13 protein-coding genes are annotated in these 14,788 nt (G+C 66.2%); 2 read left to right on the top strand and 11 right to left on the bottom strand.

Annotation, left to right across the window (positions count from 1 at the left end):
* Window positions 1-25 precede the first annotated feature (25 nt).
* The gene (locus ACKN61_RS16275; protein ID WP_408950417.1) at window positions 26-394 is read right to left on the bottom strand and encodes a hypothetical protein; all 369 of its coding nucleotides are present in this window, start codon (window positions 392-394) and stop codon (window positions 26-28) included.
* A gap of 333 nt (window positions 395-727) precedes the next feature.
* On the opposite strand from ACKN61_RS16275, the gene ACKN61_RS16270 reads away from it, so the two are divergent.
* On the top strand, window positions 728-1,798 hold the full coding sequence (locus ACKN61_RS16270) for a GGDEF domain-containing protein (protein ID WP_408950416.1): 1,071 nt from the start codon (window positions 728-730) through the stop codon (window positions 1,796-1,798).
* Between the two features lie 30 nt (window positions 1,799-1,828).
* Here ACKN61_RS16270 and ACKN61_RS16265 read toward each other — a convergent pair whose 3' ends face one another.
* The 5 genes from ACKN61_RS16265 to ACKN61_RS16245 form a co-directional block, all read right to left on the bottom strand.
* Window positions 1,829-2,443, bottom strand: coding sequence for a hypothetical protein (locus tag ACKN61_RS16265; protein WP_408950415.1), 615 nt, complete (start codon window positions 2,441-2,443; stop codon window positions 1,829-1,831).
* Between the two features lie 45 nt (window positions 2,444-2,488).
* Window positions 2,489-3,892, bottom strand: coding sequence for a pectin acetylesterase-family hydrolase (locus tag ACKN61_RS16260; RefSeq protein ID WP_408950414.1), 1,404 nt, complete (start codon window positions 3,890-3,892; stop codon window positions 2,489-2,491).
* 421 nt (window positions 3,893-4,313) lie between these two features.
* On the bottom strand, window positions 4,314-5,201 hold the full coding sequence (locus tag ACKN61_RS16255) for a DMT family transporter (RefSeq protein ID WP_408953843.1): 888 nt from the start codon (window positions 5,199-5,201) through the stop codon (window positions 4,314-4,316).
* A 20-nt stretch (window positions 5,202-5,221) separates the two neighbouring features.
* On the bottom strand, window positions 5,222-6,262 hold the full coding sequence (gene murB / locus ACKN61_RS16250) for a UDP-N-acetylmuramate dehydrogenase (RefSeq protein ID WP_408950413.1): 1,041 nt from the start codon (window positions 6,260-6,262) through the stop codon (window positions 5,222-5,224).
* A 57-nt stretch (window positions 6,263-6,319) separates the two neighbouring features.
* Window positions 6,320-7,378, bottom strand: a complete 1,059-nt coding sequence (locus ACKN61_RS16245; RefSeq protein ID WP_408950412.1) for a quinone-dependent dihydroorotate dehydrogenase — start codon at window positions 7,376-7,378, stop codon at window positions 6,320-6,322.
* A 416-nt stretch (window positions 7,379-7,794) separates the two neighbouring features.
* Between ACKN61_RS16245 and ACKN61_RS16240 the strand changes: the two genes are divergently transcribed.
* On the top strand, window positions 7,795-9,522 hold the full coding sequence (locus ACKN61_RS16240; protein ID WP_408950411.1) for a glycosyl hydrolase family 28-related protein: 1,728 nt from the start codon (window positions 7,795-7,797) through the stop codon (window positions 9,520-9,522).
* Window positions 9,523-9,668: 146 nt separating this feature from the next.
* Here the strand turns inward: ACKN61_RS16240 and ACKN61_RS16235 are convergent, their stop codons facing one another.
* From ACKN61_RS16235 to ACKN61_RS16215, 5 genes are all read right to left on the bottom strand, one after another.
* Window positions 9,669-9,956 carry a DUF4190 domain-containing protein gene (locus ACKN61_RS16235; RefSeq protein ID WP_408950410.1) on the bottom strand — a complete coding sequence of 96 codons (288 nt, stop codon included), beginning with the start codon at window positions 9,954-9,956 and terminating at the stop codon, window positions 9,669-9,671.
* 173 nt (window positions 9,957-10,129) lie between these two features.
* Complete coding sequence (locus ACKN61_RS16230; protein ID WP_408950409.1) at window positions 10,130-10,324, bottom strand: hypothetical protein; 195 nt, start codon at window positions 10,322-10,324, stop codon at window positions 10,130-10,132.
* 184 nt (window positions 10,325-10,508) lie between these two features.
* Window positions 10,509-10,700: a hypothetical protein gene (locus ACKN61_RS16225; RefSeq protein WP_031373778.1), complete on the bottom strand. Its 192-nt coding sequence runs from the start codon at window positions 10,698-10,700 to the stop codon at window positions 10,509-10,511.
* Between the two features lie 123 nt (window positions 10,701-10,823).
* Complete coding sequence (locus ACKN61_RS16220) at window positions 10,824-12,356, bottom strand: aldehyde dehydrogenase family protein (RefSeq protein ID WP_408950408.1); 1,533 nt, start codon at window positions 12,354-12,356, stop codon at window positions 10,824-10,826.
* 324 nt (window positions 12,357-12,680) lie between these two features.
* Window positions 12,681-14,768, bottom strand: a complete 2,088-nt coding sequence (locus ACKN61_RS16215; RefSeq protein ID WP_408950407.1) for a hypothetical protein — start codon at window positions 14,766-14,768, stop codon at window positions 12,681-12,683.
* Window positions 14,769-14,788: the final 20 nt, after the last annotated feature.

Here is a 14,788-nt window from a genome sequence, read left to right as displayed (position 1 = left end):
GGCAGCTATCAGGAGCCGACAAGCCTCACCACTCGCGCCATTCCTCGGTGATGTCGTCCTGGCCCGAGCCCACGCCGGCGGTCGCGGCGACACGGATGATCAGTTCGCACAGGCCTTCGCGCTGATCGGTTTCGATCAGGCTGTGGCCGCAGCGCGCGTTGAGGGCGTTGAGGGCGAGCACCGCATCCTTGACCGCGCCGCTGGCGCGGGCGTTGTCGCCGGCGGCGTGGGCGATGGCGGCGAGGAAACGATCGATGATCCCTTCGCAGTCGTCGATGTCCTGTGCGGTGTAACCCGCGTCGCTGCCGTCTTCGGCGACTTCTTCCATGTAGCTGCGCATGCCGTCGAGGATCTCGCTCTTGAGTTCGACGTAATCGTTCGTTTCCACTTGCACGTGGCCCTCTCTGTGGCGATGGGTGCGGTCGTTCCAGGTTGTCGTTCGCAGGCCGCTCGCGCGCCTGCACGGCAGGTTCGATTGTAGCGGGCCGACATTGCAAGCAGCGCCATCGCCTGAAAGTACGGCATCGCGCAATGGCCGTGACGGCGGTCGGCGAAACGAGGGTCGGGGCGGTCCCGCACTTGCGCATGGCGCGGTTACGGGGCAGGGCGGCCGGTCCGGTCCGTGCTCTGGTCCGATCCCGCGGCGGCGAGGCCTTGCTAGACTCGGCAGGTCGGAGGCCATGACAGGGGATGGGGTCCGACAGGTCCGACCCCAGGAATCCGAGTCGTGCAGAAACCCGAGATACCCGCCAACGAAGCCGCGCGCCTGGCGGCGTTGCGTAGCTACGACATCCTCGACACCGCCCCGGAAAAGGACTTCGATGATCTGGTCGCGATCGCGGCCGCGATCTGCGATGTGCCGACCGCCTTGGTCAGCCTGATCGATGCCGACCGGCAGTGGTTCAAGGCGCGCATCGGCCTGGCCGCGAGCGAGACGCCGCGCGAGCTGGCGTTCTGCGCTCACGCCATCCTCGAGCCGAACCGGACCATGGTGGTGCCGGACACGCATAACGATGCGCGGTTCGCCGATAGCCCGTTGGTGGTCGACGACCCGAACATCCGCTTCTATGCCGGGGCGCCGCTGGTGACGCCGGGCGGCGAGGCGCTCGGCACGCTGTGCGTGATCGACCGCCAGCCGCGCGAACTGCGCCAGCACCAGTACCTCGCCCTGCAGGCCTTGTCGACCCAGACCTCGCGCCTGCTCGAATTGCGCCGGGTCAGCCACGCCTTGGCGCGGCAGTTGCAGGAGAGCGATTGGTACGAGCAGAAGCTACTGCAGTATCAAGCCGAGCTCGAAGCCAGCAACGCCGATCTGACTGCGCTGACCCGCACCGATCCGCTGACCGGCTTGCCGAACCGGCGCGCGTTCGCGTTGGCGCTGGAACAAGCGCTGGCCCGGCAGCAGGCGCCGGCGGCGCTGCATGTCGCCGTGCTCGATATCGACCACTTCAAGACCATCAACGACATCCACGGCCACCCCGAAGGCGACCGTGTCCTGCTGGCGGTCGCCGAGGCGCTGCGCCTGTACGCGGCCGCACCGGGCGGGGTGGCGCGCTACGGCGGCGAGGAGTTCCTGATGATGTTCGAGTGCGGTCAGGCGCAAGCGCAGCTGCAATGCGAATACGTGCGCGAGGCGGTCGCTAACCTGCCGGTGGGCCTGCCGCTGACGATCAGCATCGGCCTGGCCACGCACCGCGCCGGCGAGGACACGGCCGCCACGTTCGCGCGCGCCGACCAGGCCTTGTATGCGGCCAAGCGCGGCGGGCGCAATCGGGTGGTGGTGGCGGAAGGCGATTGAGCGCGTTGCCGCCAGCCGACAGCAGCACCGCTAACGATAGGCCCGTTCGCGTTCGGCCTGCAGGCGCTGGCGCAGGTACTCGTCGCGGCTGAGCCCGCCGGGGATGCGTTGCATCGCCAGGACTTCGGCGATCACGTCGCGTTCGCGTTGCTTGTAGTCCCGGAAACGCGGGTCTCGCTGTTGCTGGTCTTGCCACTGCGCATTGCGGCGTGCGGCATCGGCGCGGTAACGCTGGGCGAGCGCTTCGACCTGCACCGCCTGTTCGGCGGGGTCGGCGACCGTGGCCTGGATCAGCCCGACCCGCAGCAGCATGGTTTCGCCGGCGGAGAGTTCGCCGGCGTTCTCATAGGCATCGATCTTGCGCTCCAACACTTGCGCGCGCTGGCTGCGTGCGACCGGCCCCAGGTTGCGCGCATCGCGGAAGAAGCGCTGCGCATCGCGCTGGAACTGCTGGCGCTGGCGGTAGTCGCGGGCCTGCGGTGTCGCCAGCAGGGCCTGCATCTGCGATGGCGCGCCGGTGCCCTGAGCGTTGCTGGCCGGTACCGCATCGGCTTTCGCTTTGGACAGCGGCAGCCAGCCGCCGCCGACCGCCGCGGCGATGGCCGCGGCGGTCAGGGTGAGCACCCACAGGAGGGTCGTGCGCATCGGTGCCTGCTTCTATCAGGTGTGAGCCGGTCAGGTGTGGGCCGCTCAGGCCAGCAACTGGTCGACCAGCCAGTACAGCAGGTTGAACGGCTTGGCCTTGTCGCGGCTGTCGTTCTGCTCGGAAGCGTCGCGCACCTTGCCGCTGCCGTCGAGCACGCTGTCGATGAAGTGCTTCAGCTCCAGGCTCTGCTCCTGCACATCGCCGTTCTTGAAATCGACGATGGTCGTGCAGTGGCTTTCGTTCAAGGCGCGGTACTGCGGGAAGTAACCGCCGAAGTTGTCCAGGCCGTTGAGCCGCTCCGACAGACGCTGGGTGTCGCTGCCCCATTTGGCATGGATCAGGGCTTCCTTGGCGGCCTGGTTCGGTGCCGACTGGATGTCGTCGTGGAAACGTTCGTAGGAGTACGAGGAGTAGTTCAGGTCCTGCCAGAAGTGAGTCGCGCCGAGCCGGTCGTTGCCGTGCTTGTTGGCGAGCGCGGGATAGATCGACCCGAGTTCGTCGAGGTCGAGCTGCGGCAGGCCGCTGGCGAGGTAGGCCAGCGGGCCGTTCGGTGCGTCCAGGCCCCAGGCGCCGCGGATATGCGCCATCAGCGGCTGCGAGGGGTATTGCGCCGGGTCGCCGTTGCGCGGGGTCGGGAAGATCGGGCCGGAGTCGTCGATCAGGAAGGCGCGGCTCGGTGCGAGATCGCGGCGCAGCGGGTCGTAGTTGATCAGGCTGCCGGCACCGCCGGCGCTGCAGCCGGTGCTGAGCATCTGCCCCGGTCGCGGCAGGTTGTCCTTGAGCCAGGCGGTGAGCGCGCGCGAGTTGCGCAGGCCGTTGTGGTGCCAGACCAGCGGTTGCGCCTGCCCGCTCGGGTCGTTGTAGACCGCGACCTTGTCGCCGCCGTAGAGGTCGCCGGTGCAATAGGGCACGTAGACCATGTTCCAGCCCTGGGTCTTGACCCCGTCGAAGGGGCTGACCCGGGTCACGAACGGACTGACCAGGCTGGCGCCGGGATTGAGCAGCTTCATGTAGTCGTCGGGCACGCCGTTGGGATTGCGCGCGCCGCGCACGCCGCCCTGGCCCGAGCAGCTCGCATAGTCCCAGCAGGCGCCGCCGCCTTCCATGTAGATGATGGTGTTGGTGGTGTCGGGCACGCGGTTGACGAAGATCTTGTACGGCGAGCCGTTGCCGCAGACCGCGCCGGTCTCGGCCGGCAACTGCACTGTCTGCCACTGGTAGTACGCGCCGGGATCGAAGCCGTCGGCGCGTGCGGCATCCCGGCTGAGCAGCGGGTATTGCCCGCTGCGCTGCGCCGGCTGGACTTTGTTGTCGGCCTTGGGCGGCGAGAACAGGTTGCGGATGGTTTCGAAGAAACCGTAATCGCCTTGCTCGGCATGCGAGGGCAGGCTGGACAAGGCGACGGCGCCGCCCAGAAGGGCGACGGCCACGTGACGGCTCAGTGCCATGATCTCTCTCCTTGGATCGTCATGAAGGGAGGAGCGGGTCGCGTTACCGGCGCGCGCTAGGGCGTGCGCGTGGCCGGTTCCCCTCCGTACTGCCGCGTCTGGATATCGCCCGCCGTACGGCCGCGTCAATCGCGCCGGCGTGCGCCGGACCCGATCCGCGCAGATTGACCGCTAATGCGGCCGCGCCTGTCCGCTAATGCCCGGACCCCGATCACGGAATCGCCGAGTGCGGTTCGCGCCTTCGTGCGCTGCAACAAGCAGAGTCGATGCATCGCTGGTACGAGCCACCAGGAGCGTTCGTGCCTTCAAAACCACCGTGCTGTTCCCCCCCTTTGCAAAGGGGGCAGGGGGGATTTGCGCCTAGTCGCGAGGACCCAGCCGACCGGCGAGCCGTGCAAGCGCTACGACCATTCGCGGCAACTCACTCCCCCGGCACAGCCCCCGCCGTCGCCGCAGCGGACGCCGCGCGCCGCGCCAGTACCGCTTCGCGGTGGGCGATGTAGGCGTTCGAGGCCAGGATGATCGCCGCGCCGGTCACCGTGTAGGCGTCCAGGCCTTCGCCGAACCACAGCCAGCCGGCCAGGGCGACCAGCGGCAGTTGCATGAAGCTGATCGGCGTCAGCGCCGAGACTTCGCCGAGCTTTAGCGCGTGCGTCCACAGCACTTGCCCGCCGGTGCCGAACACGCCGGCGGCGATGATCCACCACCACACCGTGCCCTGCGGCCACTGCCAGACGAACAGTGCCGGGATCAACGACATCGGCACCCAGAACGCATAGGTGTAGAGGACGATGGTGTTGGCCGAGTCGATGCGCGAGAGCTGCTTGATCTGGATCGAGATCACCCCGCCGAGCACGGCGGCGAGCAGGGCGGCGAGGCTGTCGATGGAGAAATCCGCCGAGCCCGGCCGCACGATCACCAACACGCCGATGAAACCGGCCAGCACCGCGAGCCAGCGCCGCGCGCGCACTTGTTCGTGCAGGAACAGCACCGCGGCGATGGTGACGAAGATCGGCGTCGAATAGGTCAGCGAAATCGCCTGCGCCAGCGGCAGGTGGCCGATGGCCCAGAAGCCGGCGAGCATCGAGCAGATGCCGATCAGGCAACGCACGAAATATTTCGGCAACTGCCGGGTGCGCAGTTCCGCGCGCTGCGCGCCGAGCAACAGCGGCAACACCGCGAGCAGGCCGAACAGGTTGCGAAAGAAGGCGATCTCGAAGGTATGCAGCGAGTGCGAAGCGAAACGGATCGCGATGGTCATCACGCCGAACGAAATCGTGCTGGCCAGCATCAGGCTGGCGGCCCGCATCGGATGCGCCGGCGCGGCGCTCACCACGAGGCGCCGATCAGGCGCGGTTCGGGTTCGATGGCGACGCCGTAGCGGGACTGCACCGAGGCGGCGATGCGGCGGGCCAGGTCGAGCAACTGCACACCGCTGGCCTGGCCGTGGTTGACCAGCACCAGCGCATGCGCGGCCGACACGCCGGCGTCGCCGTCGCGATGGCCTTTCCAGCCGCAGCCGTCGATCAGCCAGGCCGCCGACAGCTTGCGCGTGTCGGCATCGTGGCCGCGGAACGACGGCATTGCCGGATGCTCGGCCAACAAGGCTTCTGCTTGCGCTATCGGCACGATCGGGTTCTTGAAGAAGCTGCCGGCATTGCCGAGCACGGCCGGGTCGGGCAGCTTGCGGCGGCGGATCGCGATCACCGCATCGGCGACCGCCTGCGGCGTCGGTGCGTGCACGCCCATCGCCGCGAGTTCGTCGCCGATGCCGGCGTAATCGAGCTTGAGCGCGGGCGTGCGCGACAGCGAAAACTCGACCGCGCTGATCAGGTAGCGGTCCGGCGACTGCTTGAACAGGCTGTCGCGGTAGGCGAACTCGCATTGCGCGCTGTCGAAGCGCAGCCAGCGCCGGGTCGCGGGTTCGAAGGCCTCGACCGCGTGCACGAAGTCGCGCACCTCGACCCCGTAAGCGCCGATGTTCTGGATCGGCGAGGCGCCGACCGTGCCCGGGATCAGGGCCAGGTTTTCGGGGCCGGCGAAACCTTGCGCGAGCATCTGCATGACGAAGCCGTGCCAGGGCACGCCGGCATCGGCGCGGACGATCGCGCGTTCGCCGTCGTCCTCGACGATGCGCACCTGGCGGCCGCTGAGTTCGAGTACCGCGCCGCTCGGGTCGCCGGCGAACAGCAGGTTGCTGCCGCCGCCGAGCACCAGGGCCAGGCCGTCGCTCAGTTCGGGGCGTTGCAGCGCCTCGGGCAGGGCCGCGGCCTCGTCGACGCTGACCAGCCACGGCGCGCGCGCGGCGACGCCGAAGCTGTTGCGGTCTTTCAGCGAGGCATCGCGCAGCACGCGCACACTCGGGTTCATGCGCTCATGCCTGCGAACCATGCCTGCGAATTAGGAAACGGATGGATGACGGCGGGCTCAGATCGTCGGCGGGACATTGCCGCGGCTGGGCGCTTCCTTGCGGCGGCGGATCGCTTCGACGCATTCGTGGACCAAGGCCGGTCCCCGATACACCAGCCCCGAATAGCATTGCACCAGGCTCGCGCCCGCGGCCATCTTGGTGACCGCGTCGGCGCCCGACAGGATGCCGCCGACGCCGATCATCGAAATGTTTTCCGGCAGGCGCGTGCGCATCTTGCGCAGCACCGTGGTCGACTGGCTCATCAGCGGGCGCCCGGACAGGCCGCCGACTTCCTTCGCATGCGGGCTGTCTTCGACGCCGTCGCGGCCGATGGTGGTGTTGGTGGCGATGACGCCGTCGACCTGCAGCTCGCCGAGCACGCGGCCGGCGGCCTCGATGTCGTCGTCGGACAGGTCGGGCGCGATCTTGACCAGCATCGGCACGCGCCGGCCTTCGCGCGCGGCGAACTTCTCCTGCGCCTCGCGCAGGCTGCCGACCAGGCGGCGCAGCGACTGCTCTTCCTGCAGTTCGCGCAGGCCGGCGGTGTTGGGCGAGGAGATGTTGACGGTGATGTAGTCGGCCAACGGATACACGCGTTCGAGGCAGTAGAGGTAATCGCTTTCTGCGCTCTCGTTCGGCGTGTCCTTGTTCTTGCCGATGTTGATGCCGAGCAGGCCGCGCTTGCGCCGCGCCTTGGCGACGTTGCGCACCAGCGCGTCGACGCCGTCGTTGTTGAAGCCCAGGCGATTGATCACGGCCTGCTGTTCGGGCAGGCGGAACATGCGCGGACGCGGGTTGCCGGCCTGCGGCTTGGGCGTGACGGTGCCGATCTCGATGAAGCCGAAACCCAGCGAGAGCAGGGCGTCGACGTGGGCGCCGTTCTTGTCCAGGCCGGCGGCCAGGCCGACCGGATTGGGGAAGCTGAGGCCGAAGACCTTGGTCGGCAGCGGCTTGGGCGGCCGCGCCATGAGGGGATTGAGGCCGCTGCGATAAGCGGTTTCCAGCGCCGTCAGGCCTAGGCCGTGCGCTCGTTCGGCATCCAGTCCGAAGAGAAAGGGTCGGGCAAGGCTGTACACGAGGTCGTCGGGGGCGCTCGGGGACGGGGAGGCCGATTATCGCTCAAGTCGATGCCCCGCGGCGAGCTCAACGACGCTCCTCCATCCCAGAGCCTGTCAGCGCAGGTGCCATATGAACGCCGGACTGTCCATGAAATCTCCATGGCGATCGCGACCGTTGCGACGTGAATATGGGCTAATTCGTTCACCACGTTCGATCCGCTCGATGCGGTCGCAATGGGCCCGTACACATCGGCTTTCAGACAGGCAGAACCGCCCGCATTACGGCGGCGACAGGGCGGACAGCGGCGAATTCCGTGTCCGCCGGCGCAAATCCCGCTTGGCTCGGCTCGGCGCACCGGGCTCGATAAGCGCTTGAGACCCGAACGGTCGCCAAGCTTTCTCCCTGCAATGCATATATAAAAAGGAATGATGCTATGACCGCTGAAAGCAAACACTCCCGTGTGTCCTATGCCGGCACCGGCGCCGTCGCGCCGCTCGCCGTGCCTTTTCGGTTTTTGGACGACGCGGATATTCGGGCGACTGTACAATTCGCCGATTCTGCACTCCCCCCCGTCGCATGGCGGTTGGGTGTCGACTATACGTTGGCCGGCGCGCGCGCGGCGGGCGGCGCCACCCTGACGCCTACCGCGCCGATTCCTGTTGGCGCCACACTCTTAATCGAACGCGGCGAACGCAATGCAGCCGTCGCTCCAGTGAGTGCCACGAGTTCGCTCGCCAATCCCGTTTCCGATCCCTTCCTGCAAGCAGGAGCCGGCGCGGTACCGCGTACTTACCAAGACAAGGTTCGCGAAATCGTCAGCGTCAAGGATTTTGGCGCGATCGGCGACGGTGTTGCTGATGATACAAGTGCCTTTGCCAACGCGTTCGCCGCGCATAAGTGCATCAGTGTGCCGGCCGGAAACTATCGTATCACCGGGCCGATAGGCTCTTTGTCGAATTCGGTTGGAACGAGCCTGTATGGGCACAGCAATGGCTTGACGGTTATTACCCTTGTGGGCAATTCAGCAGGCTTCATGTTTAGCGGTTTCGGCTGGGAAGTCGCCGGCATCCGCTTCGTGGCTCACGGCGTGGTCGCCTGTTGCATCCAGACCGGCGAGGTCAGTGACAACCATTCCGCCTCGATTGTTGATTGCGATTTCGTGGCCGAGAGCGCCGGGAGTTATTTTGAAAAAGTCGTGGAGATGAATCGTTGTTGGAATTTCTCGATCCGCGGCTGCTACTTCCGGAACACCACGCTCGGGGCAGAGCCTTGCAACGGCTATGCGATCGTGGCCAATTACAGCGTGAACGTGCGGGTCGTGGACTGCTCCTTCATGAACTACGACCGCGCTGTTTTCCTGACCGGGACGCCTCGGCCGGGGCAAAACGATTTTTGCGAAGGCTGGTTGTTTTCCGCTAATACATTCATCAGGAACATCACACATTTTTATGCGGAAGCGGGAACCTTGCTCCCCGTTTTTTCCGCGAACGTCATTGACGTCACCCAGGGCGGATTTCCGATCTTCAGTAAAGCCAGTTGCACGACCTTGATCGGGAATTGGATCTCCGGCCGTATGCCGGTCAAGCTTCAAGACAGTTCACGCAATATTGTTTCCAATAACACCTTTTCAGGCCCAGGCAATCCCATCGACGGGATTGCGCTCAACGGCACTAATGTCTCGCTGACACAGGTCATCGGCAACACTTTTTTGAGTTACGGGCAAGCGATCAGCGCCGACGGCAATAGTTTCGATTGGTGCATCACCCACAACGTGTTTGCGAATCAGTCGGTGCGTTGCTACGACCTCAGTGGGCTCGGAGGCCGCTCCTCGGTAATCGATAACACCGAATACGCTTCCTCGCCCGGGCTGGCTGCCGGCTCGGTGTACGCCCCTGGGCGGCATTTGAGGCAGAGCGTCGTCAAGCAGTTGGTCGGCGGGCAGCCACAGGAAAGCATTTCCTTCGAGATCCCGGCGGGTCTTTTTCTCAGTAAGGCGACCGTTTCCTTGGCCAGCAGTACTGCTGCCGCTGATATCCTGTGTTTTTACGATTACGAGTCGCCGGCCAGCACTCCCACGCGGGCCCAATATTTGCTCAGAACGCGCAACGGCCTAGCCCTGCCGAGCGGGCCAGTTCGGTTCTCGGTGGTCCATTACGAGTAAGCGGAAACGAGCGGCGGTCAGTTGATCTTGGTCATTTGATGTATACAAGCCCTAACTCCGTCCAGGCTTGTTCACCGGCGGCTGCGGCCCACTTCGGTAGGTCGCGGTCTATACGCGATGCGAGCCGCCGCCGCTGTTTTTTTGAATTAGCGGCCGCTCAGGGCCACGATCGTGGCCAGGCCGCCGAAGAACAGCACGATGACGATGATGCTGAGCACGGCGATGATCACCGAGCCCCAGCCCAGGATCAGACCGCCGATGGCGAGGCCGTTGCCGTCGTAGCGGTCCGGCTCCCGGCGGATCTGGCCGCGCGCCATGTGGCCGGTGATGATGGCGCCGAGGCTGCCGACCAGGGGCAGCAGGGTCCAGCCGAGGATGCCGGCGATCAGGCTGATGATGGCCAGGACGTTGGTCTGGCGGACGGGCATTTGCATGGGGGACGTTCCCTCGTGATGTGAATATCGTCACAGCATACGACGGGCTCGCCGCGCCGGCATGTTCGCCGCCGGTTATCGCGACGACGCAAAGACGAAGCGGTCCACGAAGCGGGTTCGCGGGCCGCGTTCGATCATGTCGTTCTCGGGCGCATGCCGACGCCCGCGATCGGTCAGTCCGGCGGAAAACTCATCGCGCAGCCGTTGGCGGTCTCGCAGGCCCACATGGCTTCCAGGCAGGGCTGGGTGTCGCCGGGGCTGTTGCTTCGGCAGACGTAGTAGCCGGCCAGGCAGTGATCGCATTGCGGCGCGGCGTAGGCGGTCAGGGCGGCGGCGAAGCCGAATACGCCGAAGGCCAGTGCGCTCAAGCGGATGCTACGGTTCCGTGTGACCACAAGACGTCCTTCACCGTCGCCAGTCCATCTGGCAAGCCCATGCTAGGGGCGGCGGCGCGGCGATTACGCCGAATGCGTCGCGGTCTGCGATCGCCGGTGTGGCGGAATTTTGCGCTTGTGATCACAAAACGGTGTGATTGCCGGGGGCTGCGTTGCGCTAGCCCGGGCTGCTGGAATCGATGGGCTCGACCAACACTTCGGCCGGCCTGAGGCAAAACCGCGGAGAGTTCTCGCCGAACCACAGGTAACCGTAAGCGTCGATGCGCAAAACCGGCAGCGACTGGCCTTCGAAGCGGCGCAGCTCCGCGACCTCTGGCTCGGGCAGGTCGTGGATCAACCAGTCGGGCAAACAGGGAATGCATACCCGCGTGCCTGCACCGATGGGCTGGCCCGCGGCATCCGTTGCCGCCAGGGGATACCCCGGTGGCAACGGACCTGGCGTTCGATCGGAGAACGGCATCGCCGCCCGCGCTTACAGATCGAACTTGATGCCCTGCGCCAGCGGCAATGCGTCGGAGTAGTTGATCGTGTTGGTCTGGCGGCGCATGTAGGCGCGCCATGCGTCCGAACCCGACTCGCGACCGCCGCCGGTTTCCTTCTCGCCGCCGAACGCGCCGCCGATCTCGGCGCCGGAGGTGCCGATGTTGACGTTGGCGATGCCGCAATCGGAACCCGCGGCCGACAGGAAAGCTTCGGCGGCCTTGAGGTTGGCGGTGAAGATCGACGACGACAGGCCCTGCGGCACGTCGTTCTGCAGGGCGATGGCTTCGTCCAGCGTCTTGAACTTCATCACGTACAGGATCGGCGCGAAGGTTTCGGTCTGCACCACTTCGGCGTCGTTGCTCAGGCCGGTGATGATGGTCGGCAGGACGAAGTTGCCCTTGCGCTCGATCTGCGCGCCGCCGGTCTCGACCTTGCCGCCGCTGGCCTTGGCCTTCTCGACCGCATCCAGGTAGGCCTGCACCGCATCGCGGCTGTTGAGCGGGCCCATCAGGTTGGCCGGGTCGGTCGGGTCGCCGATCTTCTTCTCGACCTGCTTGAACGCAGCGACCAGCTTGGCCAGCACGTCGTCATGGATCGACTCGTGCACGAACAAACGGCGGGTGGTGGTGCAACGCTGGCCGGCGGTGCCGACCGCGCCGAACGCGATCGCCGGGATCGCCAGCTTCAGGTCGGCCGAAGCGTCGACGATGATGGCGTTGTTGCCGCCGAGTTCCAGCAGCGAACGGCCCATGCGGCGCGCGACGCGCTCGCCGACCACGCGGCCGACCTTGGTGGAACCGGTGAAGCTGACCAGCGCGATGCGCTTGTCGTCGACGAAGTTCGAGGCCAGCTCGGTGCCGGCGTCGTTGAACAGGAAGAAGATGTCCGGGAAGCCGGCGGCGCGCAGCGCCTCGTTGCAGATCTTCATCGACGCGATCGCCGACAACGGGGTCTTCGGCGAAGGCTTCCAGATGGTGATGTCGCCGCAGATCGCCGCGATGAACGAGTTCCAGGCCCACACCGCGACCGGGAAGTTGAACGCCGAGATCACGCCGACCAGGCCGAGCGGATGCCACTGCTCGTACATGCGGTGGCCGGGACGCTCGGAGTGCATGGTCAGGCCGTACAACTGGCGCGACAGGCCGACGGCGAAATCGCCGATGTCGATCATTTCCTGCACTTCGCCGTCGCCTTCCGGCTTGGACTTGCCCATTTCCAGCGCGACCAGCGAACCCAGCGCGTCCTTGTGCTTGCGCAGCGCGTCGGCGCACAGGCGGATCGCTTCGCCGCGGCGCGGCGCCGGGGTGGTGCGCCACACCGCGAAGGCGGCCTGGGCGCGCTCGACGATGGTGTCGTAGTCGCTCTGCGAGGACGCCTGCACGCGCGCCAGCACTTCGCCGTCGGTGGGATTGATCGGCTCCAGCACGCCGGCGTCGGCGGTCTTCGACCATTCGCCATGACCGAGGTAGGTGCCGGACTCGTTGTCTTTGAGTCCCAGGGCGGCGAGAACGGGGTGGGTCATACCGAAAGCTCCAAGTGATGGTCGCGCCGTGGCGTGGCGAGACGGAAAGGGGACGCCCTCGCGGGCGCCGGCAGCGCGCACGGGCGGCGCTGCGTAGTGGGCGACCCCGACACGATTCGGACCTGCGAGCGTCCCCTTAGCAGGGGGACGCCGCGTCCAGTCGAAGCGCGGGGTGCTCCGGCGAATTGTAGCCGGCGGGCCGCAGCGGTGCTCAGCAACGTCCGGCGACGGGCGCTTGTGGCCCGTTATCGCCCGTTGTGGCCGGGCATGATTTGGCCGACTACGGCCGCACGGCCGCCGCTGCCGATGCGGCGCTGGGACTGCTTACTGGACCGTACAACTCAGGGTTACGGTCGCCTGATTGTTCGGTGCCGTCGCCGCCAAGGTTGCCAGCGCCACCCCTGCATCCAGTTGCGCGATGGTCAGGGTGGGTGCGGGGCAACCCGCGCCCGAACAAGCCGCCGGGCCGGGGCAGGTCAGCTCGCTGCGGCCGGCGATCGGATCGCGCAGCACCGCGCCGGTCACCGCATCGGGCCCGCTGTTGGTCACCACGATGGTGTAGGTGGTGGTGGCGCCTTGGACCAAGGTGTCGTTGATCTGGTCGACGTCGCCGTTCACGCCCGGGGTGTTGGTCTTGGTGATGGACAAGTCCGCGAGCGGTGCGCGGGTGTTGGCGAAGGTGCAGGTCAGATCGTCGCCGGCCACCGGAGTGAGGTTGAAACCGGTGCCGCTGCCGCTGGGCGTCTGTCCGCCCGAAAAGGCGTTGCTGCAGTTCCAGGTCGTGGTGTAGTTCGCCAGATTGGCGCCAGCCGCCGCCGTTTCCGACAGCGTATAGGCCGAGCCGATCGTGGCCGGGTCCACCGTCACGATACCGGTGGCGCTGCTGCCGCTGCCGGTCGTGGTCAGCGGCACCGGCGCACCGGGGCCGGCCACGCTCAGCGTGAACTGATCGGCAGCGACGAAGCGCCCCAGCGGCAAGGACTTCTGCAAGCGAATCACCGGCTGCTTGATATTGGTGTAAGTGCAGATGGTCGCGGTGGTGCTGGTCGAGATCGTCAGCGAGCGTCCGGTCGCCCCGGACGCGAGCGTCGAACCGCCGGCGCAGGCGACCGTGGTGAGGTAGTTCGCCTGGCTGCCGTTGGAGAAGGTTTCCGCCGGCAGCACGACGGCATCGCCGGCATACACCGTTACCGCCGTGCCGGTATCGGTTTCGTTCGTAGTGTTCGCAGTGGAGGCGAGCGTCGGGTTGTTGGTGCCGCCCGTCGTCGTCACCGAGATCGCATTGTTGACAGTGGCGTTTTGCCAGGTCTTGGCCAGATTGATCTGCTGCGCAATGCGGGTATTGGTGAAGGTGCAGCCAACGCCCGAGTCGGTCGGCATGGTGAAGCTGCCTGTGGCGCCGGTGCCGCTCGCTACCAAGGTGTTGTTCGAGATGCGCCGACATTCCCAGGCGATGGTGTAGTTCGCCGCGCTGCCTGCGGTGAAGGTTTCGCTGAGGGTGACCGTTTGGCCCGGCAAGCCGTTCGCGCTTGCCGTTGTCGTCGTGGCCGGCGGCGTCGAGTTGCCGGCGGTAGGGTTTTCCGCGCCGGTTCCCGCGAGTGCGAGGCTTACGGTGTCGCCGCTCTTGCCGTTGACCCAGGTCTTGCCCAGGGTGATCGGCAGATTGGGCACATTGGCCGAGCCGAAACCGACGCCCAGGTTGTCGGTCGCCAACCCGGTCGCCGTCAACACCAGGCGGTCGAAGGTGGTGTTGTGGGTATCGATGAAAACCAGCGTGTCGGGATAGTTGCCGCCGGTCGCCGACGGAAACGACGACAGCGTGTAGGTCGCGGTGGATGCGTTCCAGGTGTAGTTCGTCGGCGTGCCGGTCGGCGGATACGGGTCGACGACCGTCACTGTCCAGGTGCTGGTGTTGATCGGAACGCCTTGATAGTAGGCATCGAAGTTATAAGTGAACGGCCCGGTGACGCCGGTATCGCCGGAGCCCGGGTCGAACAGCGAGATGATGGTGTTGTCGGGCGAGGTGACGCTGCCGTTGAACTTGAAGTCGACGACGGTCGTGGAAACCGCCGCGGGCGGTGCATCGTCCGGTGCGCGCGGAAATTCGCCCTCGAAGCCGAAGTGGAAGATTCCGGTCACGCCACCGACAGAGTTGGCGTAAGCGTCGGAATAAGCGGGGGCGCCGAAGCCGCTCGCGGTAATGGTGGTTTGATGATTCTCGGTAAATCCATAGACCTGCCCGGCGCCGGTACGGGTCATGTCGACCGTGCCGGTAATGGAGCTTCCGCCGGGCGCCCACAGCCAGGTGCGCGTGGCGGTCTGACCGCTGTTCAAGATGCCCGGGTTACCGCCCGACAAGGTGACCCAATTGGTCTGCGCGAAAGCATTGCCGGCGAATCCGAATGCCGACATCGCCGCAAACAGGCACAGCA

This window comes from Lysobacter sp. Hz25, assembly GCF_046097045.1.
Classification (GTDB): Bacteria; Pseudomonadota; Gammaproteobacteria; order Xanthomonadales; family Xanthomonadaceae; genus Lysobacter; species Lysobacter antibioticus_B.
The sequence above is the reverse complement of the archived record's forward strand: the minus strand, read 5'-3'. Positions and strand labels throughout refer to the sequence as shown.